This is a genomic window from Sphingomonas bisphenolicum (assembly GCF_024349785.1).
Taxonomy (GTDB): domain Bacteria; phylum Pseudomonadota; class Alphaproteobacteria; order Sphingomonadales; family Sphingomonadaceae; genus Sphingobium; species Sphingobium bisphenolicum.
In genome coordinates this window covers 110183-135718 of record NZ_AP018818.1, presented here as the reverse complement: position 1 = coordinate 135718, position 25536 = coordinate 110183, and the positions used below count along the sequence as shown (strand labels likewise).

General features: G+C 63.8%; 27 protein-coding genes. 9 read left to right on the top strand and 18 right to left on the bottom strand.

The window, feature by feature from the left end:
* Positions 1-164: 164 nt before the first annotated feature.
* Positions 165-1454, top strand: coding sequence for an MFS transporter (locus SBA_RS19140; RefSeq protein ID WP_261937244.1), 1290 nt, complete (start codon positions 165-167; stop codon positions 1452-1454).
* Between the two features lie 53 nt (positions 1455-1507).
* On the opposite strand, the gene SBA_RS19135 is transcribed toward SBA_RS19140, so the two are convergent.
* From SBA_RS19135 to SBA_RS19125, 3 genes are all read right to left on the bottom strand, one after another.
* On the bottom strand, positions 1508-1900 hold the full coding sequence (locus tag SBA_RS19135; protein ID WP_261937243.1) for a carboxymuconolactone decarboxylase family protein: 393 nt from the start codon (positions 1898-1900) through the stop codon (positions 1508-1510).
* A complete protein-coding gene (locus SBA_RS19130) occupies positions 1897-2745 on the bottom strand; it encodes an NAD(P)-dependent oxidoreductase (protein ID WP_261937242.1) in 849 nt (282 codons plus the stop codon). Before SBA_RS19130 ends, SBA_RS19135 begins: the two co-directional genes overlap by 4 nt.
* 127 nt (positions 2746-2872) lie before the next feature.
* The gene (locus SBA_RS19125; RefSeq protein WP_261937241.1) at positions 2873-4240 is read right to left on the bottom strand and encodes a spinster family MFS transporter; all 1368 of its coding nucleotides are present in this window, start codon (positions 4238-4240) and stop codon (positions 2873-2875) included.
* 106 nt (positions 4241-4346) lie between these two features.
* On the opposite strand from SBA_RS19125, the gene SBA_RS19120 reads away from it, so the two are divergent.
* Together SBA_RS19120 and SBA_RS19115 are read left to right on the top strand one after the other, a co-directional pair.
* Positions 4347-4619 carry a PRC-barrel domain-containing protein gene (locus SBA_RS19120; protein WP_261937240.1) on the top strand — a complete coding sequence of 91 codons (273 nt, stop codon included), beginning with the start codon at positions 4347-4349 and terminating at the stop codon, positions 4617-4619.
* Between the two features lie 70 nt (positions 4620-4689).
* Positions 4690-5319 (top strand): TetR/AcrR family transcriptional regulator, encoded by a 630-nt coding sequence (locus SBA_RS19115; RefSeq protein WP_261937239.1) that lies wholly within the window; start codon positions 4690-4692, stop codon positions 5317-5319.
* Positions 5320-5328: 9 nt separating this feature from the next.
* Here SBA_RS19115 and SBA_RS19110 read toward each other — a convergent pair whose 3' ends face one another.
* The 12 genes from SBA_RS19110 to SBA_RS19055 all read right to left on the bottom strand — a co-directional run bounded on the left by SBA_RS19110 (position 5329) and on the right by SBA_RS19055 (position 16416).
* Positions 5329-5862, bottom strand: coding sequence for a VOC family protein (locus SBA_RS19110; protein WP_261937238.1), 534 nt, complete (start codon positions 5860-5862; stop codon positions 5329-5331).
* Positions 5859-7127 (bottom strand): hypothetical protein, encoded by a 1269-nt coding sequence (locus SBA_RS19105; RefSeq protein ID WP_261937237.1) that lies wholly within the window; start codon positions 7125-7127, stop codon positions 5859-5861. The genes SBA_RS19110 and SBA_RS19105 overlap by 4 nt, the downstream gene beginning before the upstream one ends.
* A complete protein-coding gene (locus SBA_RS19100) occupies positions 7124-7900 on the bottom strand; it encodes an SDR family NAD(P)-dependent oxidoreductase (protein ID WP_261937236.1) in 777 nt (258 codons plus the stop codon). Before SBA_RS19100 ends, SBA_RS19105 begins: the two co-directional genes overlap by 4 nt.
* Before the next feature lie 24 nt (positions 7901-7924).
* Positions 7925-9112 carry a sulfotransferase family protein gene (locus SBA_RS19095; protein ID WP_261937235.1) on the bottom strand — a complete coding sequence of 396 codons (1188 nt, stop codon included), beginning with the start codon at positions 9110-9112 and terminating at the stop codon, positions 7925-7927.
* Positions 9113-9235: 123 nt separating this feature from the next.
* Positions 9236-10366, bottom strand: coding sequence for a phosphotransferase family protein (locus SBA_RS19090; RefSeq protein ID WP_261937234.1), 1131 nt, complete (start codon positions 10364-10366; stop codon positions 9236-9238).
* 3 nt (positions 10367-10369) lie between these two features.
* Entirely contained in the window at positions 10370-11452 is a 1083-nt protein-coding gene (locus SBA_RS19085; RefSeq protein ID WP_261937233.1) for a TIGR03857 family LLM class F420-dependent oxidoreductase, read from the bottom strand.
* 60 nt (positions 11453-11512) lie between these two features.
* A complete protein-coding gene (locus SBA_RS19080) occupies positions 11513-11968 on the bottom strand; it encodes a nuclear transport factor 2 family protein (protein ID WP_261937232.1) in 456 nt (151 codons plus the stop codon).
* Positions 11969-11979: 11 nt separating this feature from the next.
* Complete coding sequence (locus SBA_RS19075) at positions 11980-13260, bottom strand: DUF1214 domain-containing protein (RefSeq protein ID WP_261937231.1); 1281 nt, start codon at positions 13258-13260, stop codon at positions 11980-11982.
* A 19-nt stretch (positions 13261-13279) separates the two neighbouring features.
* Positions 13280-14044, bottom strand: coding sequence for a tyrosine-protein phosphatase (locus SBA_RS19070; protein ID WP_261937230.1), 765 nt, complete (start codon positions 14042-14044; stop codon positions 13280-13282).
* 4 nt (positions 14045-14048) lie between these two features.
* Positions 14049-14561 (bottom strand): VOC family protein, encoded by a 513-nt coding sequence (locus SBA_RS19065; protein ID WP_261937229.1) that lies wholly within the window; start codon positions 14559-14561, stop codon positions 14049-14051.
* Between the two features lie 63 nt (positions 14562-14624).
* Entirely contained in the window at positions 14625-15416 is a 792-nt protein-coding gene (locus SBA_RS19060) for an SDR family NAD(P)-dependent oxidoreductase (RefSeq protein WP_261937228.1), read from the bottom strand.
* A 121-nt stretch (positions 15417-15537) separates the two neighbouring features.
* Positions 15538-16416, bottom strand: a complete 879-nt coding sequence (locus tag SBA_RS19055) for a helix-turn-helix domain-containing protein (RefSeq protein ID WP_261937227.1) — start codon at positions 16414-16416, stop codon at positions 15538-15540.
* A gap of 151 nt (positions 16417-16567) precedes the next feature.
* Between SBA_RS19055 and SBA_RS19050 the strand changes: the two genes are divergently transcribed.
* The 3 genes from SBA_RS19050 to SBA_RS19040 all read left to right on the top strand — a co-directional run bounded on the left by SBA_RS19050 (position 16568) and on the right by SBA_RS19040 (position 18807).
* Positions 16568-17857 carry a sulfotransferase family protein gene (locus tag SBA_RS19050; protein ID WP_261937226.1) on the top strand — a complete coding sequence of 430 codons (1290 nt, stop codon included), beginning with the start codon at positions 16568-16570 and terminating at the stop codon, positions 17855-17857.
* A gap of 90 nt (positions 17858-17947) precedes the next feature.
* On the top strand, positions 17948-18265 hold the full coding sequence (locus SBA_RS19045) for a 2Fe-2S iron-sulfur cluster-binding protein (protein ID WP_261937225.1): 318 nt from the start codon (positions 17948-17950) through the stop codon (positions 18263-18265).
* Between the two features lie 38 nt (positions 18266-18303).
* Positions 18304-18807, top strand: coding sequence for an ester cyclase (locus SBA_RS19040; RefSeq protein WP_261937224.1), 504 nt, complete (start codon positions 18304-18306; stop codon positions 18805-18807).
* Positions 18808-18839: 32 nt separating this feature from the next.
* On the opposite strand, the gene SBA_RS19035 is transcribed toward SBA_RS19040, so the two are convergent.
* Positions 18840-19493, bottom strand: coding sequence for a TetR/AcrR family transcriptional regulator (locus SBA_RS19035; RefSeq protein ID WP_261937223.1), 654 nt, complete (start codon positions 19491-19493; stop codon positions 18840-18842).
* Between the two features lie 78 nt (positions 19494-19571).
* On the opposite strand from SBA_RS19035, the gene SBA_RS19030 reads away from it, so the two are divergent.
* From SBA_RS19030 to SBA_RS19020, 3 genes are read left to right on the top strand one after another with little or no spacing between them, the layout of a single operon-like run.
* On the top strand, positions 19572-20510 hold the full coding sequence (locus SBA_RS19030) for a Rieske 2Fe-2S domain-containing protein (protein ID WP_261937222.1): 939 nt from the start codon (positions 19572-19574) through the stop codon (positions 20508-20510).
* Between the two features lie 14 nt (positions 20511-20524).
* Positions 20525-21598 carry an aromatic ring-hydroxylating dioxygenase subunit alpha gene (locus SBA_RS19025; protein ID WP_261937221.1) on the top strand — a complete coding sequence of 358 codons (1074 nt, stop codon included), beginning with the start codon at positions 20525-20527 and terminating at the stop codon, positions 21596-21598.
* Between the two features lie 54 nt (positions 21599-21652).
* Positions 21653-22729, top strand: a complete 1077-nt coding sequence (locus tag SBA_RS19020) for an LLM class flavin-dependent oxidoreductase (protein ID WP_261937220.1) — start codon at positions 21653-21655, stop codon at positions 22727-22729.
* A 96-nt stretch (positions 22730-22825) separates the two neighbouring features.
* Here SBA_RS19020 and SBA_RS19015 read toward each other — a convergent pair whose 3' ends face one another.
* Together SBA_RS19015 and SBA_RS19010 are read right to left on the bottom strand one after the other, a co-directional pair.
* Positions 22826-24481, bottom strand: coding sequence for an FAD-dependent oxidoreductase (locus SBA_RS19015; protein ID WP_261937219.1), 1656 nt, complete (start codon positions 24479-24481; stop codon positions 22826-22828).
* A 74-nt stretch (positions 24482-24555) separates the two neighbouring features.
* Positions 24556-25476, bottom strand: a complete 921-nt coding sequence (locus SBA_RS19010) for a TIGR03619 family F420-dependent LLM class oxidoreductase (RefSeq protein ID WP_261937218.1) — start codon at positions 25474-25476, stop codon at positions 24556-24558.
* Between the last annotated feature and the right edge of the window lie 60 nt (positions 25477-25536).

Genomic DNA, 25536 nt, shown 5'->3' with positions numbered 1-25536 from the left:
TCTTCGGATAGGTGGTCAAGGCTCCATGTGCGGGCACATCCCTGGCTGCCCGATCGAGGCGCGGCATGGGACCATAGGCGAGACATTCGCCATGCGCCCGGTTCGATACCCACAAACAGGAGGCGCTCAATGTCCATCGCACCGCTCTTGCAGCCGCGGACGCCATGAGAGCGCTCTCGGACAAACCAGCCGCCATCGGCCATTATCCCTGGTATGTGCTGGGGATATTGACGCTGGCGCAGACCTGCCATGGCATTGATCGCGCCATCATCGGACTTGTGCTGGCGCCGGTCGGGCATGAATTTGCACTTTCGGACGGACAGTTGGGGATATTGGCGGGTTTCGCCTACGGCATATTCTTCGCGCTCGCCGCCCTGCCCTTCGGCGTGGCCGTCGATAGCTGGAACCGCCGCAACCTGATGGCGGCCGCGTTGACGCTGTGGAGCGGCGCGACCGCCTTGTGCAGCCTGGCGACAGGGTTCTGGACGTTGGTCATCGGCCGCGCCGCCGTAGGGACCGCGGAAGCAGGAGGATCCCCGACCGGCATGTCTCTGCTGAGCGACTATTTCGGTGAAGACCGGCGCGCGACCGCCATCGGCATCTGGTATCTGAGTTCAGGCATCGGCCTCGCCATCGCGTTCATCGTGGGCGGCGCGATCGTGCAGAGCGCGGGGTGGCGCTGGGCCTTCGTCGCCGCCGGCGTGCCGGGGCTGCTGCTGGCGCCGCTGCTGCTGCTCACGGTCAGGGAACCCGTGCGCGGCGCGCATGACGGGCCGGCCCCGCAGCAGGAAGAAACGCTGACGCTGCTGCAACGCATCCGCCTGCTCGCGGCGCGGCCGGGGCTGCTGTACTGCATCTTCGCCATCGTCCTGATCGCGGCGGGCATCTACGGCATGAGCACATGGCTCACCACTTTCCTGATCCGGGTCCACGGTATGCCCATCGCGAAGGCGGGCATCCTGATCGCCATCGCCTATGGCGGCCTTGGTTCTCTGGGCGGATTCCTCGCGGGGTGGGTGATCGATCTCGTCAACCGGCGACGGGGCGGCTTCGATCCGGCAAGGACATCGCTGTTTGGCGCGGTGATCCCCTTGCTGACAGCCGTGACCGGGGTGGGCACGGTTCTGTTCCACGACGTCGATCTGATGCTGGCGCTGCTGATGGCCTGCGGCTTCCTCAGCGCGTCCTATAACGGCCCGATCTACGCCGTCATCGTGACGATCGCCGGGCCGCGCCTGCGGGGCCTGGCGGTATCGCTGGTGCAGTTGGGCGCGAACCTGATCGGCGTGGGCGCGGGCACCTATCTGATCGGCGTGGTCAGCGATTTTGTCGGGGGCACGGCCGGCGTCGCCTGGGGAATCGGCACCGCCATGCTGTTCACATTCGCCGGGGGCATATTGCTGCTGCTGGCGTCGCGCGCGATCCGGCGCGCAGGGGGTAGCGGCGAAGCATAAGAAAAGGGCGGCCCGGTCTTTCGACCAGGCCGCCCTTCATCATATATGCCCCGTCACTTCGCGGCGTCGCGTTCCTTGCGTCGCGCCTTGGCGGCTTCGATCCCCCGAAATACGGTGGTGGTATTGCCCGCCCCGGCGTAAAAGAGCACGAAGAGCGGCAGGAAATCCAGCTCCTCGTCGGTGAATTCGTCGTTGATGAGCGCGCCGTTCATCTGGATCTCGACGAGATCGGCGCGGCCCAGCATGGCCGTGGCGCCCAGAACCAGCAGGCGCTTCTCCCGCATCGAGAAGATGTCGCTCGCCCACAGATTGGCGAACTGGTTGCCCACGATTTCCTGGTTGAAGGACGATTCGCGATAAGGGAGGGTCATTTCCGACGATCCCGGTCCGTAAACCTTGTCGAAGACTTCCAGTCCCTTCTGCCACTGCGCTTCGTCGATGCTCATGCCTTTTCTCCCATTACATTTTCCAGGCCCACGACCGTCTGATCGGTTCGGCGCGTCAATTCGACCAGGGGCAGCGCGATGCCGTAGCTGCGCGCCAGATCGATGGCGGCATCCAGATCCTTGACCATCAGGCCGCGGGTATATTCACGCACTGCCGCTTCCTGCTCGCTGGACGACGGATCGTCGCGCACCGCCAGCATCAGCGGGCCACCCACGCTGTCCGAACTGGCGTCGATCACATGCGCAAGCTGGCGAACATCCACCCCGGCATTGCGGCACAATACTGACGCTTCATAACCGGCGCGCAGGCAGCCGAAGACAATGACGTTGCGGGCGATCTTCGCCGCCATGCCCGCGCCGGGGCCACCCATATGCGCCACCAGCTTGGCAAAGCCGTCCAGAACCGGGCGCACCTTCGCAACGGTTTCATCCGTACCGCCGACGAGACAGACGAGGCCGTGTTCGCGGGATTTGGGGCCACCCGTCACGCCGCAATCGACCAGTTCCACGCCCGCCGCGTCGGTCAGGGCGCGAATGGCGTCCAGATCCTCGATCGAGACGGTCGCCACCAGCACCACGATCGTGCCCGGCCGCGCGCGCGCAAGCACGCCGTCGGGGCCTGACAGCACATCGATCGTCTGCTTTGCGTTGACGACGGCGATAATGACGACGTCGGACTGCGCAGCCAGTTCCGCCGGACTGGCGACGACGGGCGGCACGCCCTCCAGCGCGTCGGCGGCATCGGCGCGAATGTCGTAGACCGCAGCCAATTGCTGTGTCCGCGCAAGGCATATGGCGACGCCCGCGCCGATCTGCCCCAGGCCGATAACCCCTGCTCTTCCCATCCTCATCATCCTTTCCGCCGCTTGCTCGCGGTCCTGTCATAGCCAGGCCGCAAGGGTGGCATAGCCGGGGCCGCGGCGTCATCCCGTCCGGCGCTGCGTGGCCGAACCGCGACAGCTTTACCGTTCTTCACGATGCATTTGCCTCCAGCGGCAGATTTTTGGCAGCCAAGCTATAATGGAGAACTGCGATCAGGAGCACGAATGCCGACAATTGCATACTCAGTTGCAGACCGCTCGCCGCCGCCGAGAGACAGGCGGCGGGCGGCGATGCCTGGCCCGAAACGAGGCAGTCGGCGGCATAATTGCCCTTGTAGAGAAAGACAGCGAGGCGATCACTGAGATAGCCCAGCACCACCGATCCCAGCCCCAGCCCGGCGACGGTCTGGCCGAAGGAGTGAAGCGCGGCGGCGGACGCCCGCATACGGGGTTCAACCAGCGACTGCGTGATGGTCATGATCGCGGGCGTAAACGCATAGAGCAATGTTGTCGCGACGAAGAGAAAGGCGACCAGCCACCGCCAGTCCGATTGATGGATCGCCAGCAGATAGAGGGGCAGAGCCAGCCCCACCGCGATCGCGGGCGCCCAGCCACCCCAGCGTATGTCCCGCCGGATCAGCCGTCCGATCAGATAGCCGCCGCTGACTTGTCCCACCATCGTTGCGAGACTGAACGACAGCGCGAACACCAGACCCGCCTGCGCCAGCGGGAGATCGAAGCGGCGGACCAGCAACGGAATGAGGAACAGGTTGGTACCGAACCCCACCAGCCCGACGAAGCCGCTGCCGAAGGTCAGGTGCAGGAAGGAAGGCGAACGGGCGAGCCGCCGCAGCACCATGGCGAAGGGGGGCGTATCCGCACTCTGCCCGGCATCTTTCCGTTCAGGTTCGGGAATGGTCGCAAGCAGCAGCAGCGCCAGCAACAGGCCGGGCGCGCCAACCGTCACGAGCGCAAGCCGCCAGCCGAATGCCTGCGCCACCGCGCCGCCCGCAATCGCGGCGATGGCGCCGCCCAGCGGCACCCCCATCGCAATCAGCGAAAAGACGACCGCGCGGCGCCCGGCATCGAACCGATCGGAAATCATCGAAACGAGCGCCGGGGTGAAGCCTGCTTCGCCGACGCCGACACCCATGCGGCAGAGCAGGAGCTGGACATAACTTCCCGCCGCACCGGACAGCGCCGTCATCAGCGACCAAAGCATGGTCACCATGGCGATGATCCGCACCCGGCTGTAGCGTTCGGCGAGTCGCGCCAGCGGGATACCCAGTACGGCATAGAAGATCGAGAAGGCGAGCCCACCGAGCATACCGAGCTGGAGATCACTCAGGCGCAGGTCGTGGCGAATCGCTTCGCCAACCACGGCGATGATCGTGCGATCGATGAAATTGAACATGTAGATCGCGCCCAGCAGCAGCAGGAACCATCTGTCTCGCGGCCGAAATCCCTCTCCGCCCTTCATCGCCCCTCCCACCGCCATCCGGCTGTTTTCATTCTGCATATAGGACAGATAGAACAGATTCTTTTCTATGTGTATCGGTTTTCTCTTGAAACCATCTAGGGACTGCGCCAACAGATCGCCATCTTCGACAAAGGAATTTCAGCATATGAAGACGATCATCATCGCGCTCACTGCTCTGGGCCTGACCGCGCCTGCGTTTGCCCAGGCGCCTGCGGTGGATCGCAACGAGGCGATCTACTCCGCCGACGGGACCAAGATCGGCAAGGTCGATCGCGTCGTCACCGCGGCCGACGGAGCGGTGTCCGCCGTTCGCGTCATCTATCGCGGCAAGTTCATCGCCATTCCCGCCGCCACGCTGAGCGCGGGTGAGAAGGGCGTGACGACCAGCCTGTCGAATGCCGAACTGAAGAAGCTGTAATCCCATGCCCCACGGTCTTGCAGGACCGTGGGGCATGGACCAGTGCCGTTCCTGCGCTTAAAGCGGACGCATGAGGGCAGATAAGCAACCGCCTGCACGGATTTCGCGGCGCGGCCGGCCGCCGCAGTGCGAAGGGCCTGCGCTTGATCGCGCGAGACTGATCGCGACGCTGCTGGACATGGCGCGGTCGGGCGGGATCGAGGCGCTCAATATCCGCCCGGTCGCACGGCGTCTGGGCGTGTCGCCGCGACTGCTATACCATCATGTCCGTGACAAGGAGGAAATGCTCGGTCTGCTGACCGACGAAATCCTGCGCGGTCGGATGCCCGATCTATCGGCGCCCGACTGGGAAAGCCGCCTGCGCAGCATCGCCCGCGCGGTGCATATGGCCTATCGGGATTTCCCAGGCTCCGCCGCCTTCATTCTGTCGCGCAGCGCCAACCGGCTTGAGCAGCCCAATGCGCTGGCGATCCGCCGCGCCATCTTCGCGGCGCTGGCCGAGGCCGGGCTGACGCAACCGCAAAGTGACGAAATGCTGGTGATCTTTTCCGTCATCGTGCTGGGCAATGTCGTGGTGGCGGAAAGCCTGACCGACAATGACGACCGGCTGGCGATGCAGCGCGATGTGGTGGAAGCCGCCTTCACCCGCGCGACCGACATGTTGCTGAGCGCAATCCGCGCCGTCGCGGGCACGGCCTGAGCTTCAGACTCAGCCGAGGTCTGCGATGGACCGGACGGGGCGGTCGATCCCGTCCCAGGCGCGATGGGCAGCGTGCATCCGGCTGAGCGACGCCTCCATCGCGGGCGAAATCTCCATCAGTTCGACATAGCCGCCATTCCCTGCATGGGTGTCGAACAGCGCGAAACGTTCGCCAGACGGCATCTGGCCGCTGAAGGCCATGGCATAGCCTTCGCCGGACAGCCGCTCCACACCCTCATCATAAGGGATGCGCAGCATGACATGATGATAGCCGTCGCCATGACGGTCGAGCATTTCGGTGAAGACCGAAGGACCATCGTTGGTCTGCTGAAGCAGTTCGATCAGCAATCCGCCGGAAAAGCCGAAGGCGACCTTCATCGCTACCTGCGTCGGTTCGCCACGATAGATCTGACCCGGCAGCACGGGCACGTCGAAGACGAAAAACGGCCCCGCGCCCATCACCCGCGTCCAGTGATCCAGAGCGCGTTCCATGTCACGCACCACCTGGCACAATTCCAGTATCGAGCCCTTGGGCTGCATCATGCGTCTCCCCAGGTCGCGGCATGGGTTCGCAGGCCATGCAGGCGGGCGCGGGCGCGCAACTGCTGTCCGCGCGCGGCGATATCGATCCGCGGAACAGTTGCGTCCACGTCGCGGTCAATAGCGGCCAGATCGACGACGCGTACGTCGCGGATGAAGCGGGCGGGATCGGCGCCCTCGGGTACGCCCTGCCAGCGCAGCAACACCCAGCCTTCTTCAAGACCCGCCGTGTCGATCCAGTTGGCCACGCCCGGATCGATGCCCGCCACCACATAGCTGATCGTGCCGTCGGCCGCTGGCGTGACCTGGGCGCTGTTGAGGCTCACCAGGCGCAGCATCGGATCGGGCGAGATGGTCCACGGATCGGCGATCTGGATGCCGGTATAATAGCTGCCCGCCGGATCGATCGTCAGCAGCAGCCCCTGCCCTTCCCCCAGGGCGAAGCGGCCGCCGGCCAGATAGCCCCAGCCCCCATCGCGGCCATTGGGTCCGATCAGCCGGTTGGGTTCGGGATGACCGAGAAAATCATTCTTGAACCCAGACCAGAAGGCGACCCAGGCTGGCAGGTCGGCGACGACGGTGCGGGCGATATCCTCCTCGTCGCGTGGGCGCGGGTCGGCTGGCGGATCGAGGCGACGGACGCCGACCTGCGCCGGCACCTGACGCCAGTCGCGCTGACTGTCGCGGGTATAGACCTGGATCCGTGCGCCCGGCTCGGTCCGCAAATGGGTCGCGCCGCCCTCTTGCGGGCCGACCGTCACCGTCACCCGCCCGTCGGCGTCGCAGAAGGGCGCAAGCTGCTGGAGCGTCAACGCGCCCAGATTGCGGCCAAGCCCGGCATGATGCGGCGGCTCGACCTCGGCAACGATGCTGAACTGCGGCGGATCGGCGGAAAAGCGTATATCGACGGCATAATGCCCATCGCCATCGACCGGAATTTCGCGGTTGAAATTATCGGGATTGTCGATCGCGACCGCCGCGCCCGCATAGATATGGCCGAACCAGCGCCGCGGGGCGTTGCTGATATTCCAGACGACCCTGGGATCGGCGGGATCACCGTTGGCTTCGCGCATGGCGAGGCCCAGCACCCACTGATCGAGCGCCCGATCCAGCCCCAGTCGTCCATCGAGCGTGCCCGCGATCGGGTCGGCGAGCAGCATGAGGCGCGCCTGTTCGCGCGCGGCGCGGATGTCGGCGCGTTCGATCAGACGCAGCGCCAGCTTTTCCGCCGCCGCCTGATCGTCGGTCCAGAGGGGGTTAGGGGTCATGAAATCGTCCCCACCCGGCCACCTTCGGTGAAGATGGTGCTGCCGGTCGTGTAGCTGGAACCGTCTCCCGCCAGCAATATCGCCGCCCCAACCGCCTCGTCCGCCGCGCCGAAGCGCTTGATCGCGTTGCGCTCGGCGAGGCCCAACCCCTTGTGGATATCGGCCTCCCGCCCGTCCGGGCTCATCGATCCGACACACAGGCAGTTGATCCGCGTGTGCGGCGCCTGCGTCTTGGCCAACTCACGCACCAGGAAGAGCAGCGCCGCCTTCGACACGCCATAGGCGACGGCAGGCGGGATCGGCGTGAAGCCACCGCAGCTCTGGACCGAAATGATGCTGCCCTTGCCATGTGCCTTCATATCGGCCTCGGTCAATTCGGTCAGGCGCCAGGTCGCCATGACGTTGACGTCCATCGCCGTCTTCCAGACCTCGTCCGTGTTCGCCCAGAGCCCGCCATCGGCGGCATAGACCACGCCCGCCGCCGCATTGTTGAACAGGATATGGATCGGACCGAAGGCTTCGCGCGCGCCCGCCACCAGCCGTTCCAGATCGGCCTTCTCGCCCGCATCGGCGGCGATGGCGATCGCCCGGCCGCCACCGGCCGCGTTGATCTCTGCCGCGATCCGGTCGAGCCGGTCCTGCGAGCGGGCGGAGAGAACCACATTGGCCCCCAGTTCGGCATAGGCCCTGGCGACATGTTCGCCCACGCCCGGCCCTACGCCGGTCAGGATGGCGGTGCGCCCGTCCAGGCGGAAACGATCGAGAACACTCATGCTGGATACTCCCAAAGATCGGGGTCAGGCGCGGTCGAACAGATGGCCGTAGCGCGCATAATAGCCGGCGAGCCGTTCATGCACCTCGCCCGGATCGATGCCGAACTGGTCGGGGCTGTGCCGGTGCTTGCCGAGGCGGCTGGCGGCGGGATTGTCGGTCAGGAAGGCGGCGATGCGGGCGCGATGCGCATCGGTGAAGGGCAGGCCGAAGCGGTCGTAGATGCGCCCGATCGTCGCCATCGGATCGACGACGATATCGCGATGGGCGAGGTCGAGGATGCGGTCCTCGATCGCCGGATCACTTGCGCGCGCCTGGGTTGCTCGAGCCATCCCAGCACACCAGGTATCGACCACGGACCGGCCGATCGCCTTCAGATCATTGGCGCCGCCCACAGCCGCCAGGAAGCCGGCGATCATGCTGGACAGCGAAGACAGGGTCAGCACCGGGTCGCGATGCGTCCACACCAGCATCGCGCCCGGATAGGCCTCCACCAGACCCGGCAGATCCATGAGATGCTGCGGCGATTTCAGCGTCCAGCGGCCCTTGGGCCCTTTCCACTGGAAATGCTGGAGCATCCGTTTGTGCGTGCGATACTGCCCTTCCGGCACGACGTCCTGCAACCAGCGGGCGAAGGCGGGAACGCCCAGTTCCGCCGGGAAATTGGTGCTGGCGAAATGCAACATCATGCCATGGTTGCACTCGCCCGGCTGGGTGCAGTCCATACGCTGGATATCGGCCAGTTGCGGCGCGTGCTTCAGCCAGTTTTCATAGATGGCCTGCACCTGCGCGATGCGCGGATCGCTGTCGAAACTCGCCTCTTCCGGGGCCGGCCAGGGGATATACCATTCCCATTCGCGCGGCGCGCGGGCAGCCGGATCGAGGCAGAGCAGGTCGTAAGTGATGGTCGTCCCGGTGCGCGGCAGGCCGCAGACGATCAACGGGTCGCCCACAGCCTGCGCGACGATGTCCGGATGCAGCCGTTCGTCTTCGGCAAAGCGCAGCCGGGTCGCGAGCAGGCCGACGATCTTGTGATGCGCGGTCTCGCGCAACTGGGCGGGCGGGTCCATCGCCTCGACCGCGTCGACCAGGCGGCGAAAGCCGGTCATGAAGGACAGGTCCGGCCCGAAGTCCGACAACCCGGTCGCGGCGCGCGCCTCCGCGATCAGCGCGTCGGCGGCGAGCGGCACGCGCTCTGCGACAGCACCGTTCATCGATGCCCCTCGACCGTCCGATGTCGCATGACTCACCTCTCCATTTTATTATTCCACACTGTATATTTATTGGATGAGGCGTTGGTCAAGCGAGCAATGCATTTTTGCACGGTGCGTGCCGCTTCAGGCCGCCTTGTCTTCCACCGGCGTCAGATTCTTCATGAAGGCCACGAAATCGGGTCCGAGTTCGGGGATGGGCAACCCCAGCTTTTCCGCCAGATAGAGGGTCATGAAATTGTCGTTGAGCGATTTGTTGGTGGCAGGGATATTGCCGATGCCGACCTGTCGGTCGAAAGCGCCCACGGCCACGAGCGCCATCCGGAGCGCCGCGACGATGTCATAATAATCGAGATGTCCGGCCTTCTGGCCGCTCGCAGCTTCCCAGATAGCGATCGTCTCGTCCTTGCTCGGCAGGCCTTCCAGCCGGGTGATGCCGAAGCGGCGGCCGAACAGATCGTCGAAATAGAGCCACCAGGCGAGGTCGAGTTCGGCCGGTCCCAGCGCCGCAAGTTCCCAGTCGATCAGCGCGTTGACCTGGCCGTCGGCGGAAAACATCACGTTCGACGGCGTGGGATCGCCCCACAGCACATTCACCCCCGCATCGGTCGGCATGTTGGCGCGCACATAGGCCATGGCTGCATCCACGATGGGCATCGCGCGACCCCGTCCGGCCGCCTTGTGCCACGCTTCGAGCGCGCCGACATATTGATCCAGACCCGGTCGCCCATTTTCCGGCTGCGCGAGAAAGTCAAAGCCATCGCGCCAGTCGATCGTCGCCAGGCTGGCAAAGGCGTTGATGGCGTTCGTGAAGCTTTGCCGCCGCTGCGCCGGGGTCATCTCGACCAGCCAGCCTTCGACATTATAGTTGGGCTTCTGCTTGGCGCATTCCCCTTCCACCTTGCCCATCACGAGGAAAGGCAGGCCGAGAATATCGGGATCGAGATGCATGCCGATCCATGGCGGGACGGGCAGATCGCCGCGCGCATCGAGCGCCGCCATCATCTTGCCTTGCAGCGCGAGACTGCTGCCGAACACCACTTCCAGATCCATCGGCTGACGGCGGACCACGAGCGTCTGGCTCTGGGGACCAGCCGGATCGACATAATCGACGTCCACGAAGAAGATGTCGGCAGAAAAGCCCGCGCCCAGCGTCACATCGCGCGGACGAACGCGGATGTCGCGCCAGTCGGGCTTTTCGGCCGCCAGCCAGTCCTGCAACTGGACGGTGATGCGATCGGGGGTCAACAATTCCATGATTTACAGCCCCTTCCCCGCCAGCGCGCGCTTCAGTTCGGTGGTGAGCGGCCCCATATCCTTGGGCGACGAGCCATGAAGGAGGATTTCATCGGCGCCGGCGTCCAGAAAGGCCATCAACTGGTCGGCGCATTGGGCCGCGGTTCCTACCGCAGCGCCCTCGTCCAGCCATTGCTGCGGAATGAGGCGACTGACATCGACCAGCTCCTGCCGCGTATAGGCCTGATCAGCCGGCTTGCCGTTGAGGCCTGCAATCTTGGGATGGGCGCGGATTTCCTCCAGCACCTTCTTGTCCCAGCCATTGATGTCAACGATCAGGTCGCCAAAGCCGGGCAGTTCGAAATAGGTGATGGCGCGACCGCCGACGACGGCCTCCTCCTCATCCTTGGGCAGGTCCGGGGCGACGATGATATTGTGATAGATGCGCACGGACATGGGATCGCGCCCGGCCTTTTCGGCCGCATCGCGCACGATCTTCGCACTGTTCTTCACCCCCTGTGCGGACACGAAGGGATGCAGCAGCACGCCGTCGCAATGTTCGCCGGCAAATTCCAGGCTCTTGGGCCCGATCGCGGTAAAGATGATCGGCGGCGGCGTACCGCCATGGCGATCGGTCAGGCTGATGGCGGGGAATTTGCCCAGCACGCCCTCATAATCGACCTTCTCGCCCGCCCAGAGGCGTCGGCAGATCGAGATCAGGTCGGCCAGTCGCTCCATGGTGATCGGCGGCGAACCGAGCATTTTCATATAGGCCGGCACCGCCCGCGCGAACATCAGGCGGAACCGCTCCCCGCTCATCGCCTGCATCATGTCGGCGACGCTGGCGGTGACGAGCGGATGACGCATCGTCGCGTACATGGTGCCGGTGATGCGGATCTTCGACGTAGCCTCGGCCACAGCGCCCGCCAGCACCGCCGGTTCCTTCAGCGCATAGCGTTCGGAAATCCACACGCAGCCAAGGCCGATGCGCTCCGCCTCCTTCGCTTCGTCTATGCCGCGACGCGGATCGTTGACGCGGCCGGGCAGAATATAGGTGCCGAACTTGTCGAAAAGTGCCTGTGCGCCCGGTTCCACCGCTTCCGTCATTCCCATATCCTCTCAAATATATGCCACTGCATTGCCGTTGGGAGGACCATTGGCAACCTGTCAAACGACAGGTCCGGGATGCACTTCGACATAGAGGCGCGTGAGCTTGAGCGCGGCGATTTTCCACTGCCCGTCCCGGCGCACATAGCGTTCGGTATAATGGCCGAAACCGGTGATCGACTGGCCGCCGGGGATAGGGCATTTGCCCGGCGCCCAGACGACCCGGTCCTGCATCGCCGTGATCATCTCCGCCTCGTCGCCGCGCAGGTCGATCTCCGACGAGTGGATCTGATGCGCCGAGCGCGCATCGATGACCGCGGAGCGCACCTGTTCCAATATGGCGGCGTGCCCGCTCATCGGAGGATTGCCGGTATCCTCCTGGACGTCCAGCACCGCATCCGGCGTGAACAGAGAGAGAAAGCCATCCCAGTCCTTGGTGTCGAGAAAGCGGCAATAGCGCGCCTTCACATTGCGGATCGCCTCATAGTCGAGCAGCCTGGCCAGTTCGTCGCTCATTCGTTCCTCCGTCACCAGATGATGCGCGTGTGCGCGCGCAGAGTGCGTTCGCGGATCGCCTGCGCGCGCGCGTCCGGTGTCACCAGCACGGTGTCGGCGGGCAGATGGCTGCGCACGTCGTCCAGCTTGACCTTCTTCATCGTCGGGGTTGGCCGCTCGTCGGTGTTGAACCAGCGCCCCTGCACCGCGCCGCTGGCATAGCCCGACGTGTCGAGCCAGTTGTGAACGCCCGGATCGCGCGCGGAAATGACGGCGCGAAAATAACCGTCGCCATCGAGCACGGCCTGCGCCGCGTTGAGGCTGGACTGGTTATGATACCAGTCGGTCGTCTCATAGAGTTCGTTTGTCAGGATCAGCGACCAGTAGTCGACTTCCTTCGGGATCTGCACCTCGGTAATCAGCGCCTCGTCATCCGCCAGTTCATAGGCACCCTCATAATAGGACTGCCGGGCAAGACCGGTCATCTGCGAGAAATCGACAACCTTCAGCATATTGATCAGCCCTTCGTCGCGCAGCTTCTGCACCTTGTCAGGGAAGGCCAGCGCACAGACGGTCGCCGTGGCGGGAATTTCGCCGAAACGATGCGCCAGTTGCGCCAGCGTGGGGCGCCCCTTGGCGGCGTGATCGGCGTCGAGGCGCACGATGCCGAAGCGCGGCTCGCGCTCGACGCCCCAATCGCAGGCGACGATCCGGACCATCAGCTTCTCGGTCGCGGGTTTCAGTTCCCACCAGTCGCCTTCATAGCCGGTCGGACGGGTCGGCGAGAGGATGACATCGAAGGCCCCATCGGCACCGATATGCAGATCATTGAAATCATTCGCGTCCTGCGCGGGATGATGCTGGCCGGTGCGCAGCGTGTCCGGGCCGAGCTGGGCCAGGATCATCATTCGTGTCGTACCGCGATCGCCCCGGATGCGATAGGTCCCCCCCTTTTCGATCAGCGCCGCCTTGTAGATGGTGTCGGCATTGGGCTGAAAGATATTCTGGCAGATATTGAGTTCGGGGACGAAGATCGGGTGACTGCGATCATGCATGATCGCGTCGTTAGTGGTCCGCAGCACGCCCGACAGCAGCAGCCGCATCGATTCCTGCATGACGCGCGGATCGCTGCGCAGCCTTTCCGGGATACGGTCGCGCATCAACTGACCCAGCGGGCGAAGCTGGTCGAGCAGCTCTTCCCATTCGAAAATGCCGTTGTCGCTCATCTCATTCTCCACCATTTTCTTCCGGTTGACGGCGGACGCCCCGGCGATCCCGCCCGGCAGCAGAAGCCCGGCCAGGGTGGCGGACACGCCCGCGCAGATTTCCCGCCTAGTCTGTGGCAAGCAATTGCTTCAGCGCAGCACGCCGTTCCGCGTCGATGCCTGCCGCCTCGAAATAGCCCTCGATGCCGCCCCAGCGCGTCGCGACCATATCGAGCGCGCTCAGGAGGAAATCATCCTGCACGCCGATCAGGATGGCCACCATGTCGTCGGGCGGCACGAAGCCGAAGGTCTTTTGCAGATCGCGCTTGAGATGCCCCGACACGCGCAGATTCTGGCCGAATATGTCGGACTTGCGATAATCTTCCATGATCGCGGGACGCGGCACGGCGAGCAGGTCGAGGAACAGGGCGACGACCACGCCGGTCCTGTCCTTACCGGCAGTGCAATGGACCAGCATCGGCGTGTCCTGCGCCAGCAGCGCATCGACCATCCGCGACAGATGCGGCAGAAAGGCCTGCGGTATGAGGCCGTAATTATGTGACATCACCGCGACGGCGCGCGCGGCGGTCGGCTCGCGACCGAGCGAGAGCCACATGTCCTCCCCCTGCGCGCGCAGGTCGGTGTTCATGTCAAGGTCGAGCATCCGGCAGTCCGGGCCGCACCATCCATGCGGCGCCGCGTCCCTTTCGATCGTCGATCGAAGGTCCGCCACCGAGCGAAAGCCCAGGTCCGACAGTTCCGCATGATGATCCTCGAAGAAACTGGCCGGGCCTTCGGACCGGAACAGGATGCCGGAGCGGACCTGCCCACCCCCCACGGTCGGCAGGCCGCCTATGTCGCGGAAATTGAGGCGGGACAGGGCTATGGTCATGCAGTCAGTCCTTTACGGGCGGATAGGCGGGAACGACGGCGCGCATCTGCGCCAGAAGGTCGGGCGCCATCCAGACATGCTCGACATAATGGCCCAGCGTCGCGCGTTCGTCGGTGTAGATATAGCGCAGCGCGTCGCCCAGCGCGCCTTCGAACACGACCGGGTGCCGGGTCAGGTCGAGCGATGCGACATGGGCGTCCCAATGCTCTAGTGGTCCGTCTATCCGGGTCGCGACATGATGAAAGCGAATGGCCAGGGCGTCGCCCTCGGGCAGAAAATCGCTGAACAAGGGGGCCGTGTCGCCCACCGGTTCGATCAGTTCGACCTCGACGCCGCCGACCACCGCCAGCGCGATCTTCAGCACCGGCTTGCCGGTCGGGTCTTCGCCGGGCTGGATGTTCGACAATTCGAAGAAGCCGGGCGTGTCATAGGCGTCCTCGAGCGCGGCCATCGCCGCGTCGAGATCGTTGGTGACGTAGGCGACCTGGCAATGATGGCTGTTGGGCCGGGCGAACATGCGTATCTCCTGCTAAAATCGACAGTCAGGCCGTAAATGCCCGGCGCGGCACCTGCCGCTCGGTCAGTTGGCGGACATCTTTCCCCCGTCCACGACCAGCGTGTCGCCGGTATGGTAGGCCGCCATATCGCTCGCGAGATAGACGACGGCGCCCTCCAGGTCGGCCGGCTTGCCCGCCCGCCCGAGCGGGGCCTTCGCGGCGACCACGTCCGCGATCATCCTGCCGACCTCCGGATCGGCAAATGTCATTTCGGTTTCGATGAAACCCGGCGCGATGACGTTGCAACGCACGCCGATCGGCCCCAGTTCGGCCGCCAGCGCCTTGGCGAGGGCGTTGAGCGCGCCCTTGGCGATGCCGTAATGGGCCATGGTCGGTACACCCTGGAAGATCGAGCCGCTGCCGCAGATAATCAGCGAACCACCCGGGTCGCCGGCTTCCGCGCGGGCCTTCATGTGCCGCGCGCCCTCCCGCAGGGTGAAGACGGCGCCGTCGAGATTGACGTCGATCAGCTTGCGATAGGTGGCGACGTCCATGTCCGTGAACGGCACCCGACTGGCGATGCCGGCATTGGCGACGACCGTGTCGACCCGACCCATGGCATCGAGCGCACGGGCGAAGCCGGCGACGATCGCAGGCTCGCTGGACACGTCGACGACATCGGCGAAGACCCGCACCCCATATGCGCGCAATGCCGCCGCCGCCTCTTCATTCTTGTCGGCGCGCCGCCCCCAGAGGATGACGTCGCTGCCGGCACGGGCAAGGCCGCGGGCAAAGCCAAAGCCGAGGCCCGAGTTGGCGCCCGTGACCAGCGCCACCTTGCCACTCAGATCGAACAGATTTTCCGGCACGTCCATTCTCCCGATGGCCGCTCGAACGGCGGCGGCGCTTTGGCGCAACATTGCTGGCGACCGGACCGATCGACAAGCGGCCCCAGTTTCGCGATCGTGCCAATGCCATCGCGAAACGGCCCTGGCTTCAATGCATCGCGCCCTCGCGAAATTGCCGGGGCGTCAGTCCGGTGGCCTTGCGGAAGGCGGCGGAAAAGGCGGCCGCGCTGTCGAAGCCGCAATCCCAGGCGATGACCTTGATCGCCGGACGGGCCTGGCGCAGCAACTGCTTTGCGCGGTCGATCTTGCGGTCGGCGACATAGCGGGTGAGCGTCTGCCCCGTGGCGATCTTGAACTGTCGAAAGAAATGCCGGGTGGACAGGCCGCATTCCGCCGCCAGCTCGGCGACGGACGGGGGTTTGCCCGGCTGCTCGACACGATCGCCGATGCGTTGAAGCTGGGTTCGCGTCATGCCGCCGACGCCCGTTCCGCCATCGCGCGCCGAACCGTGCAGATAGCGCTGCAATTCGATCGCGGCCTGGAGCCATATCGCTTGCGTCAGCATCTCGCTGCAAAAGCCGGGTTGCGCAATCTCGCCGGCAATGCGGCGCAGCGCCTCGCGCACGGCTGGGCTGCGCACGTCGAGCGAAGCCTGCAATGCGTCTTTCGACAGGTCCGGCCCGTCATGATCGAAGCCCATCCCGTCGAAGCCGCAGCATATGGATGTCTGTTCGCCCTCGCCCCACTCGGTATGCAGTTCGCTTCGGGCCGGGACGAACAGTACGTCGCCCAGAGCGCTGGCCCTCCCCTCCTTCATCCCGCCATAGCCGCCGCAGGGACGACCCGGGCGAGGGGATAGCGCGAGATCGAGAAAGCTGCGCGGCGACGAAAAGACCCCGCCCTGCTGGCCGCGGAAGCGGTAATGATGCAATTCCATCACGACGCCGGGCAGCGCGATCCGACCCCGGACCGTGCATTCCATGGCCGGCGTGACGGGCAGATCATAGACCTGGGAAACAGCGTTCATCCAACCTCTCCGAACAGTTTCGCCCGCCGCGATGCCATCGCTGCATGGCATGGCGCTTTTGCGGAGCATTTGGCGCAGCGGCGATGGCTGCGCACCTTGCGGAAGAAAGGGTCCGCGCATTTAGATGGCGCATCGATAAAAGGAGAGCGACATGGGCAGTGCCGTGCAGGAAGAGGCCGCGCGCCGTAACATCATTGACATTACCGACCTGCATCACCCCGTGCTGACCGATGTCCAGAAGCAGGTGATGGCCGGGGCCGAAGCGGCGGCGGGTCAGATAATCCTGAAGCCAGAGGTCATCCTGGCCGCGGCGCAGGCGCAGACCGGGCTGTCGGATTTCGGCGCGGAGGATTTTCGCGAGCGGCTGGCCGTCTGGTGCCAGGCGGTGGACGAGGATGCCAACGCCTCTGCGGTCACGCGCGCCAATCTGTTCCAGATGATGATCCGCTTTGCCGCGACGCGCCTGCGGATCGAGGACATGGTGAAGCGCCATCCGGAGATATTGGAGATCCAGATCGACCGGCCGATCATCGTCGCGGGCCTTCCCCGATCGGGCACGACGCATCTGCTCGGCCTGCTGTCGGCCGACCGCCGGTTCCGGTCCCTGCCCTGGTGGGAAGCGATCGCGCCGGTTCCCGCCCCGGACGAAACTCCGACCGACCAGGACAGCAATCCGCGCTGGACCAAGGCAGAACAGGGCTGGCGCATGATGGAATCCATCCTGCCCTATATGGCGATCATGCACGAGTTTTCGCCCGATCATATCAGCGAGGATATCGAGCTTCAGGCGGTCGACTTCTCCTCCTATCTGATCGAATGGCTGGCGCATGTGCCGCGCTGGCGCGACTATTATCTGAGCCACGACCAGTCGGGCACCTATGCCTATCTGAAGAAGGGGCTTCAGGTCCTGACCTTCCTGAACGGACCGAACCGCTGGGTCATCAAATGCCCGCAGCATATGGAGCAGTTGCCCGCCCTCCATAAGACTTTTCCCGATGCCACCTTCGTCCTGACCCATCGCGATCCGGTCGGGTCGATCCGGTCGCAGCTCACCATGTACAGCTATGCGGCGCGCATGTTGCGCAAGACGGTCGATATCCAGGAACCGCTCGGCTACTGGCCCGACCGCTATGAGAAGCTGCTCCGCGCCTGCGTGCGGGATCGCGACATCCTGCCCCCCGACCAGACGATCGACGTCTATTTCCATGAGTGGATCAGAAATCCCGATCCGATCCTGAAGGAGATTTATCGCATTGCCGACATCCCGCTGACCGATGAGGCTCTGGCCGATCTGCACGACTATCTGGCCGAGCATGGCGAGCAGACCAAAGGCAAGATCGTCTACGATCTGGAACGCGATTTCCATGTGACCGGCGAGGAATTGCGCCGTCCCTTCGCTTTCTATTTCGATCGGTTCCCGGTGCAGGTCGAGGTGAAATAGCAGCGTTCACGACCTGCCTTTCGACAGGCGGGAAACGAGCTTCCCCCGATTAGGAGGGGCCATCGCTTCCGATTCCAGCAGAGGAATGTCATGCCCGAACTGAATGTCATTACCCGTGACGGCGCACAGCAGACGATCAATGCATCCGCCGATAGCTCGGTCATGGAAGCCATACGCGATTCCGGTTTCGATGAGTTGCTGGCGCTTTGTGGCGGCTGCTGTTCCTGCGCGACCTGCCATGTCTATGTCGACCCGGCCTTCGCTGCTTCCCTGCCCCCGGTATCGGACGACGAAAACGATCTGCTGGATGGATCGCCGCACCGCAACGACTATTCGCGCCTGTCCTGTCAGGTCATGATGACGGAAGCCCTTTCGGGCCTCACGATCACAATCGCTCCTGAAGACTGAGCATAATATCAATCCTGAATGTATGAGAGAGGACTATCGTGGCCTGGAAAGAAGATATTCGTGAACAGCTGGACGTGTCGGGTTCGACCGTACTGACAGACAAGCAGAAGCAGATGGTCAAGCATTGGACCGACCTGCAGGAAACCCTGAATGCCGGTGATTTTGACGGCATGGATCGGTTTTTTCATCCCGATTTCCGGTACGGCAACCCCAACCGGCCGGATCTGGGCACCTATGAACAGTGGAAGACGTCGCCGGTCGCGCTCTACAAGACCTTCTTCCCCGCCGCCTACAAGACGATCGACGCGGTCGGCAAGGGCGAGGACGAAATCTGGATCTACGCCACCCACTACTGCAAGCATGTCGGCGGACCCTATATGGGCGTGCAGCCGACCGGCAACGCGTTTCAGGTCAACTGGTTCTCGATCGTCAAGTTCAAGGACGACAAGATCGTCAGCATCTTCAGCATTTCCGACGTACTGACCATGCTGAAGGACATCGGCGTGGTGGAAGTCCCCCAGCCGGTCGATCCCTACAAGTAAGCAGATGTGCTACTGCCCTTCTTTCGCTCTGGTCAGGCGACCGGCGGAAGAAGGGCAGCGAGCAAGAAGGCGGCCAGCCTGTCCGCATGTTCGGCGGCATGGATATCATCCACTTCCCGCCCGGCCCCCAGCCGTTCCTGCATCGGCACGGCGCAGAAATAATAGCCGACCCCCTGCACCAGCAGCGCCATCAATGCGGCCGTCGACAAGCCATGCACCGGCCGCTGAAGCCGTACCGCGTCGAGCAAGCCGTCGAGCCGCCGCTGGAACGGCAGCACGAAATGTTCGACGATATGGTCAAGCCGCCAGGTCGAACGACAGCCTTCCACATTGGTCAGCGACACGATGTCGCCATTGTTCGTCGCCCAGAGGCAGAAACGCTGGATCAGGTGGCGCAGCCGCACTTCCGGATCGGCCGGTTCGTCAAAGGCGGCTTCGACGAAGGGGGAGGCCTGCGCCATACGCCAGTCGACCGCACGTATCCACAAATCCTCCTTCCGGCCAAACCGGACATTCAGGAGATTGTGGCTGACACCCAGCCGCTTCGACAGATCACGCAGCGTCGTGCCCTCATATCCGCGTTCCGCGAAAGTCGCGAAGGCCAGACCCAGCAACTTGTCCTCGTCCACGGCCTCGACGGCATTGAGCGCGGGGCGGCCGCGTGTGCGCTGGGGGCGATCGAGCATCAGCAAATCCATAGCGAAAAGACGTTGACATATAAATTGTCATCCGTCAATTTAATCGAAAGGAGAGTGGATAGCGCTATGAGTCTCGATTCTGATCTTTGGTGGGCTGTCGCACGGTCCGAGGAAGTGACCTCTCAAAAGCCCCTGTCCGTCGATATCGGCGATCAGCCGGTCGTGCTGTGGCGCGACAATCAGGGCATCGCCCGCGCGCTTGAGGATCGCTGCCCGCATCGTCGCGCGCCGCTGTCGCTCGGCTGCATCCGCGATAATGGCCTGATCCAGTGCGGCTACCATGGCTGGAGCTATGACGGCGAGACGGGGCGCCTCAAGGAAATCCCGAACATGAAGGATCAGCAGAAATTCCCGCCGATCTACAAGGCCAATGCCTTTGCCGTGACCGAACAGGCCGGATTCGTGCGGGTCTGCCTCAATCCCAAGGCGCAGGCGCCGCTCAGCGCCGACCCGAAATATACCTATGTCGGCACGGTCAATGTCAGTTGCAGCCATCAGGAATATTTGAACGCGCTCTATGACGATCCCGGCCTGATCCTGTCGATCCGCGGCGTCCGCTTCAGCCCCTATCTGATGTCGGAACTGCACGAGGAAGACGGCCTGCTGGTGATGGAGCGCAACTGCCAGTGGCATCCACTGCACTGGCCGTCGCATTTCGTGGCCGAATTTCCGCTCACCCTGCTGACGCGCACCCATCCGCTGACCGGCGAAACGCAACTGACGCTGCGTGACGACCAGTTCAACGATCTGCTTCATGCCGTTCTCTCGCCCGTGCCTTCGGCGCGGGGCGTGACTGCCGTCCGCTGGCGGGCCGAACTGGGCGTGCGCCATCCGGGCGTGCGCGGCGCCGTGCTGCGCGGGATCAATCCGCTGTCGGTACGCGCGTCGGTCGACGGATCGAAATTGCGCGCCACCAAGCCCACCGTCTCGCTGCATGGCGAGGATTTGCGCAAGGTGATGCTGGAAACCACGCCCGCGACCCATGATCAGACCGTAGCGGCCTGAAGGAGGATTTGAAGATGCTCGAAACCGCCGATCGTCCCGTCTCGCACGACGATAACTCCACCGCGCCATCGGGTGGCAGCCCGATCGCGCTAAACGCCATCAACCGTTGGGTGCCGCATAATCTGGTGATGCGCGATAGCTGGTTTCCGGTAGCGCATGATTATTCCGTGACCGGCAAGCCCGTCCGTCGCGCCATCTATTCGCACCCCATCTTCCTGTGGCGCGACAATGGCGTGGCCGTGGCGAGCGAGTTCCATCCCAACGAGCGGATCGCCCGTGACAAAAGCGAGTTCACCAACGCCCAGGGCCGCTATCCGGTGATGGAGCATTATGGCGTCGTCTGGGTATGGTTCGGCAATCCGCTGGCCGCCGATCCCCGCCATTTGCCCAGCCTGCCCTTCCTCCCGCCAAAGGGGGGCCTGCCGCGCCACATGACCGCGACCGTCCGCTTCGAAAGCTCGGCGCCGATCAGCCTGGAAAACCTGATCGACCTGACCCATGCCGACTTCCTGCACGCCGACGTCGTCGGCGACGAACGGTCGGACAGCGAAACCGTGGAAACCTTCTACGACAGCGAGACCGTCACGATGGTCCGCACCTGCGTCAACAAGTCGGTCGCCCCGGTGATGAAGTTCTTCAGCGGTATCAAGCAGCCGACCCAGAATGTGCGGCAGGTGATCCGCATCTATCTGCGCTCGCACTGCGCCATCGCCTATGGCCGGTTCAGCCCCGGCGACGATGTGCCGCTGTTCCACCCCTGCACGCCCGAAACGCGGGACCGCACGCGGATGGAAATGGTCATGAACACGTCCAATGCGGGCCTGATGTTCCGCCATGTCATGCCCAAGGCGGGCTACAAGGTGTCGCGGCAGGACAGCTATATGACGTCCCCGCAAAGCCCGCGCTACATGCGCCATACCGACCGCAAGGATTTGCACAGCAAGTTCGACCAGGCCGGGCAGCGCTATCGTATGGCGATGATGGAGCTGGCGGATCGGCAGGATAAGGGCGATTTCGCCTATCGCGACAATGTCAGCGCCGATTGCAGCGACATCATCGGTCTGCGCAAGGAACTGTTCCAGTTCTGATCTTCCCCATGGGCGGACGGCAACGTCCGCTCTTTTTTCTTTTTCGGAGACGCCATGTCCAAGCTCGTCAATGCCGTCGGCGGCGAACGCCGCTGGTGGGCCGTCATGCCTACCCTGCCCGCCCCCGCCATGGCGGGTATCGGCCAGCAGATGGAACAGGCGGGCTTCGAAGGCTGCTTTTCGCTGCAGATCTACGGGCCGCCCTTCGTACCGATGGCCGCCACGGCCGCGCTGACCAGCAGCCTGAAAGTAGGGACGGGCGTCGCCATCGCCGGAACGCGCAGTCCGGTCGAGACCGCCTATGCGGCGATGGACGTAGATCGTATTTCCGGCGGCCGCTTCGTGCTGGGACTGGGTTCCAGCATCAAGAGCTGCGTCACGGGCATGTATGGGGAGCCGGAACGCAAACTGCTGTCCCACCTGCGCGAAAGCGTGAAGATCATCCGCTATGTCATCGCCAACGCGCATAAAGGACTCGATCCGGTCACGGGGGAATATTTCTCCGCCGATTTCGAGGAGATGATGCTGACCGCTCCCCCGGTGCGGGAAGAGATTCCGATCTGGATCGCCGCGCTGCAGGACAAGATGACCGCGCTGGCGCTGGAGGTCGGTGACGGCCTGATGGTCCATGCCCTATGGTCGGCAGCCTATACCAGGAGCCGGCTGCCCTTCATCACCGACACGCTCGCCAAATATGGCCGCAAGCGCGAGGATATCGAAATCAACGCCTGGCCGTGGATCGCGGTCAATGACGACAAGCAGAAGGCGATCGACGACAGCCGCGCCACCGTCGCGGCCTATTCCGGCTACAAGGAATATGAGCCCTTCTTCGAGGCAATCGGCTTTGGCGATCAGGCGCGCGCCTGCCAGCTCAGCCTGGGCGAGCATGGCGACATCGGCAAGGTTATCGGTAATGTCTCCGACGAGATGGTCGAGGCCTTCGTGACCTGCGGGCCAGTGGACGAAGTGCTCGAAAAGATCGAGCCCTTCTGGGACGTGGTGGACTCGCTCTGTCCGATGACGCCCTATCGAGACCTGACCATGGAGCAACTGACCGACTATAATGCGGGCCTGTTCAAGCTGGTGGCGACCGCCAGGGCGCGCGCGGGCATGGTGGTCGAACCGGCATAGCAGCCAGCGGCGATCTCAAGCGTTGAAACGGCGGAAGCCGGGATCGGGGATACTCCCCGATCCCGGCTTCCGCCGTTTTCGCCCACCCAAAAAGGATCAGGCCGCTACGAGTGTCTCGGCCATGGCTTTGCCCGCGATGAACCCTGTCACCATGGCCGGGCCGACATTGCAGCCATGGGCCGGCGACTTGCCGCGCCAAATGGAATTGGCGTCTAGCCCTGCTGCGAACAATCCCTCCACCGGCGCGCCATCGGTGCCGATCACGCGGCACTGCGCGTCGATCTTGAGGCCCACGGTCGTCGATCCGTCGCCCGGATAGATTTTGATGGCGTAGAAGGGCGCGGTTTCCACCCGGCCCAGGCATGGGTTGGGCTTATGTTTGGGATCGCCGATCTCGATGTCGATCTGCGTGTCGCCCTTGCCGAAGTCGGGATCCTTGCCGGTTTCGGCATAGCGGTTCATTTTCGCAACCGTGGCCATCAGCCCGTCAGCATCGACCCCGATCTTGCCGGCCAGTTCGCGCAGGCTGGGCGCCTCTATGACATAGCCCGCCGCGATCAGTTTCTTCAGGCCGCCACCGCCGGGATAGACCATGCCCATGCCATATTTCTTGATGAAGGCGGCGTCGCCGATGATGTGGGCGGGCACGGTGCCGCTCTTATGCATGGCCTCCACGAAATGGACAGAGGCTTCATTCCCGAACCGCTCGCCCCTGGCATCGACCGCGATGCAGCCGGGCTTCGACATGTCGACCAGATGGGCGTAGCGCGCGACATAGCCATCCGGCCGCGTCATCTTCGACACCACGGCCCAGACGGCGTTCACCAGATTGTCACCGTCCAGCGAGGCCCCGGCCTCCAGCCCCATATTCATCCCGTCGCCGGTATTTTCATAGGGCAGGATCGAGACATGCTCCTCGGCATAAGGGATATAGGCCTTGCGCAGTTGCTCGCTGGCAGAAAAGCCGCCCGACGCCAGCAGGACACCCAGCTTGGCCGCAATATCCTCACCATTGACGCGCACGCCGGTAACGCGGCCGGCCTTCACCAACAGCCGGTCGACGGCCGCGTCCTTGCGCAGCGTGACACCGGCATCGATAGCCGACCGGATCAGCCGCGCCGCTAGCGCATTGCCCATGGTCAGCCGCGTGCCGCGCGGATAGCGACGAACCTTGTCCAGGCCGAACTTCGCGGCCAGCTTGCCAAAATGGAACAGCGACTTGGGTGAGGGCATGTCCGCCAGATAGGGAAGATCGAACAGATCAATCATGAAGCCACCCGGCGCGTTGAACTCCTCGCGCGCGGGACGGAGCTCGGCGAACTGATCGCCTAGCTTCTTGCCGTCATATTCCTCCGGCGACAGCAGGCGGCCATGATCGGCTGCGCCAGCGATTTCCGGATACCAGTCGCTGCTGGGCGGCGAGAGCAGGAAATGCACCTGGCTGTTCTTGTCCAGCCATTCCACCATTTCCGGACCCGCATCGAGATAGGCATCGATCAGCGCGGGGTCGGCCGTCGGTCCGATCACGTCCAGTACATATTGGCGCGCCACGGCGCGGCTGTCCTCGACACCCGCCGCCCTGGCCTGCGGGCTGCCGGGGATCCAGATGCCGCCGCCCGAAACCGATGTGGTGCCGCCGAAATGTTCCGCCTTTTCCAGCACGAGAACCGACAGCCCGGCAGACGCGGCCCTGATCGCCGCCGTCATGCCGGCCGCGCCCGATCCTACCACCACAACATCATATTGGGCCATCACGTCCTCCCGATCCTTCTTTCGATATCCATGGGGGAAAATCGCAGCCGCCCGCGCCTTTCCCCCGGCAGGTTTCAGATTTTGGGCATGATTTCCTCGGCCACCCACTGGAGCCGATCGAGATATTCGGTCAGCCCGGATATGCCCGGCGGCAGCGGAACGATGGTTTCATTGACCCCCAGTTCCTTCAGCCAGCCCACCTGATCGATCACCTTTTGCGCATCCCGCGTTCCAGGCGCGCGCGGGTCGTCCATGATCTCATGATGCGCGCCGACATTGAGCATTTCCAGCGCAAAGAACAGGTCGATCGGCCGTCCGTCATATTCGGGCTGCGAACGGATGAAGTCGAGGCATTCGGGAAATTTCTCCGGCGGCGTGCGGAAGGGCGACCAGCCGTCGCCAAATTTCGCCACGCGGCGGAGCACCGGTTCGGCGTCTCCCCCGAGCCAGATCGGCAAGCGGGGTTGCTGCACCGGCTTGGGCGCGAAACCGACATTCCTGAACTGAACGAACTCGCCTTCAAATTCGGGCTTTTCCGACGTCCACAATTCGATGATCGCGGCGATATATTCATCGGCCATGCGTCCACGCTGGTGAAAGTCGACATTCAGCATGTCGAACTCTTCCTTCAGCCAGCCGACGCCGAACAGTGCCGTGGCGCGACCGCCGCTCAGCCAGTCGAGCGTCGACCAGGCCTTGGCCTGGACGATCGGGCTCTGTAGCGGCAGGATCGACACGGAAGAACTCAACTTCATCGTCTTGGTGCGGCCGGCCAGGAAGGAGAGAGCGACCGTGCCATGGACATAATGGTCGCCCGACAGGCCGATATGCTCCTGCGGAATGATGAAATGTTCGCCCAACATGCACTTGTTAAAGCCAAGCTGATCGGCCATCGCCATCGCCTGTCCGATGTCGTCCCCGGTCAGGCTATATTCCCAAGCTTGCGTCATGGCCGCGACATGCATGCTGTTGGGCACGCCCACGTTCAGTTTCATCGACCGATCCTCCCTGATTTTCAGATTGGCGGGCAGAATGGCCGGGATCGTTTCGACCAC

Bases quoted from the DNA above. Each gene is read 5' to 3' on its own strand.
- SBA_RS19140 (WP_261937244.1), top strand. From the start codon at position 165: ATGAGAGCGCTCTCGGACAAACCAGCCGCCATCGGCCATTATCCCTGG.
- SBA_RS19055 (WP_261937227.1), bottom strand. From the start codon at position 16,416: ATGAACGCTGTTTCCCAGGTCTATGATCTGCCCGTCACGCCGGCCATG.
- SBA_RS19125 (WP_261937241.1), bottom strand. From the start codon at position 4,240: ATGCAGAATGAAAACAGCCGGATGGCGGTGGGAGGGGCGATGAAGGGC.
- SBA_RS19100 (WP_261937236.1), bottom strand. From the start codon at position 7,900: ATGAGTGTTCTCGATCGTTTCCGCCTGGACGGGCGCACCGCCATCCTG.
- SBA_RS19020 (WP_261937220.1), top strand. From the start codon at position 21,653: ATGTCCAAGCTCGTCAATGCCGTCGGCGGCGAACGCCGCTGGTGGGCC.
- SBA_RS19090 (WP_261937234.1), bottom strand. From the start codon at position 10,366: ATGGAATTGTTGACCCCCGATCGCATCACCGTCCAGTTGCAGGACTGG.
- SBA_RS19130 (WP_261937242.1), bottom strand. From the start codon at position 2,745: ATGGGAAGAGCAGGGGTTATCGGCCTGGGGCAGATCGGCGCGGGCGTC.
- SBA_RS19135 (WP_261937243.1), bottom strand. From the start codon at position 1,900: ATGAGCATCGACGAAGCGCAGTGGCAGAAGGGACTGGAAGTCTTCGAC.
- SBA_RS19115 (WP_261937239.1), top strand. From the start codon at position 4,690: ATGAGGGCAGATAAGCAACCGCCTGCACGGATTTCGCGGCGCGGCCGG.
- SBA_RS19010 (WP_261937218.1), bottom strand. From the start codon at position 25,476: ATGAAACTGAACGTGGGCGTGCCCAACAGCATGCATGTCGCGGCCATG.
- SBA_RS19070 (WP_261937230.1), bottom strand. From the start codon at position 14,044: ATGACCATAGCCCTGTCCCGCCTCAATTTCCGCGACATAGGCGGCCTG.
- SBA_RS19120 (WP_261937240.1), top strand. From the start codon at position 4,347: ATGAAGACGATCATCATCGCGCTCACTGCTCTGGGCCTGACCGCGCCT.
- SBA_RS19035 (WP_261937223.1), bottom strand. From the start codon at position 19,493: ATGCTCGATCGCCCCCAGCGCACACGCGGCCGCCCCGCGCTCAATGCC.
- SBA_RS19045 (WP_261937225.1), top strand. From the start codon at position 17,948: ATGCCCGAACTGAATGTCATTACCCGTGACGGCGCACAGCAGACGATC.
- SBA_RS19030 (WP_261937222.1), top strand. From the start codon at position 19,572: ATGAGTCTCGATTCTGATCTTTGGTGGGCTGTCGCACGGTCCGAGGAA.
- SBA_RS19050 (WP_261937226.1), top strand. From the start codon at position 16,568: ATGGGCAGTGCCGTGCAGGAAGAGGCCGCGCGCCGTAACATCATTGAC.
- SBA_RS19080 (WP_261937232.1), bottom strand. From the start codon at position 11,968: ATGAGCGACGAACTGGCCAGGCTGCTCGACTATGAGGCGATCCGCAAT.
- SBA_RS19095 (WP_261937235.1), bottom strand. From the start codon at position 9,112: ATGAACGGTGCTGTCGCAGAGCGCGTGCCGCTCGCCGCCGACGCGCTG.
- SBA_RS19085 (WP_261937233.1), bottom strand. From the start codon at position 11,452: ATGACGGAAGCGGTGGAACCGGGCGCACAGGCACTTTTCGACAAGTTC.
- SBA_RS19060 (WP_261937228.1), bottom strand. From the start codon at position 15,416: ATGGACGTGCCGGAAAATCTGTTCGATCTGAGTGGCAAGGTGGCGCTG.
- SBA_RS19105 (WP_261937237.1), bottom strand. From the start codon at position 7,127: ATGACCCCTAACCCCCTCTGGACCGACGATCAGGCGGCGGCGGAAAAG.
- SBA_RS19110 (WP_261937238.1), bottom strand. From the start codon at position 5,862: ATGATGCAGCCCAAGGGCTCGATACTGGAATTGTGCCAGGTGGTGCGT.
- SBA_RS19025 (WP_261937221.1), top strand. From the start codon at position 20,525: ATGCTCGAAACCGCCGATCGTCCCGTCTCGCACGACGATAACTCCACC.
- SBA_RS19065 (WP_261937229.1), bottom strand. From the start codon at position 14,561: ATGTTCGCCCGGCCCAACAGCCATCATTGCCAGGTCGCCTACGTCACC.
- SBA_RS19015 (WP_261937219.1), bottom strand. From the start codon at position 24,481: ATGGCCCAATATGATGTTGTGGTGGTAGGATCGGGCGCGGCCGGCATG.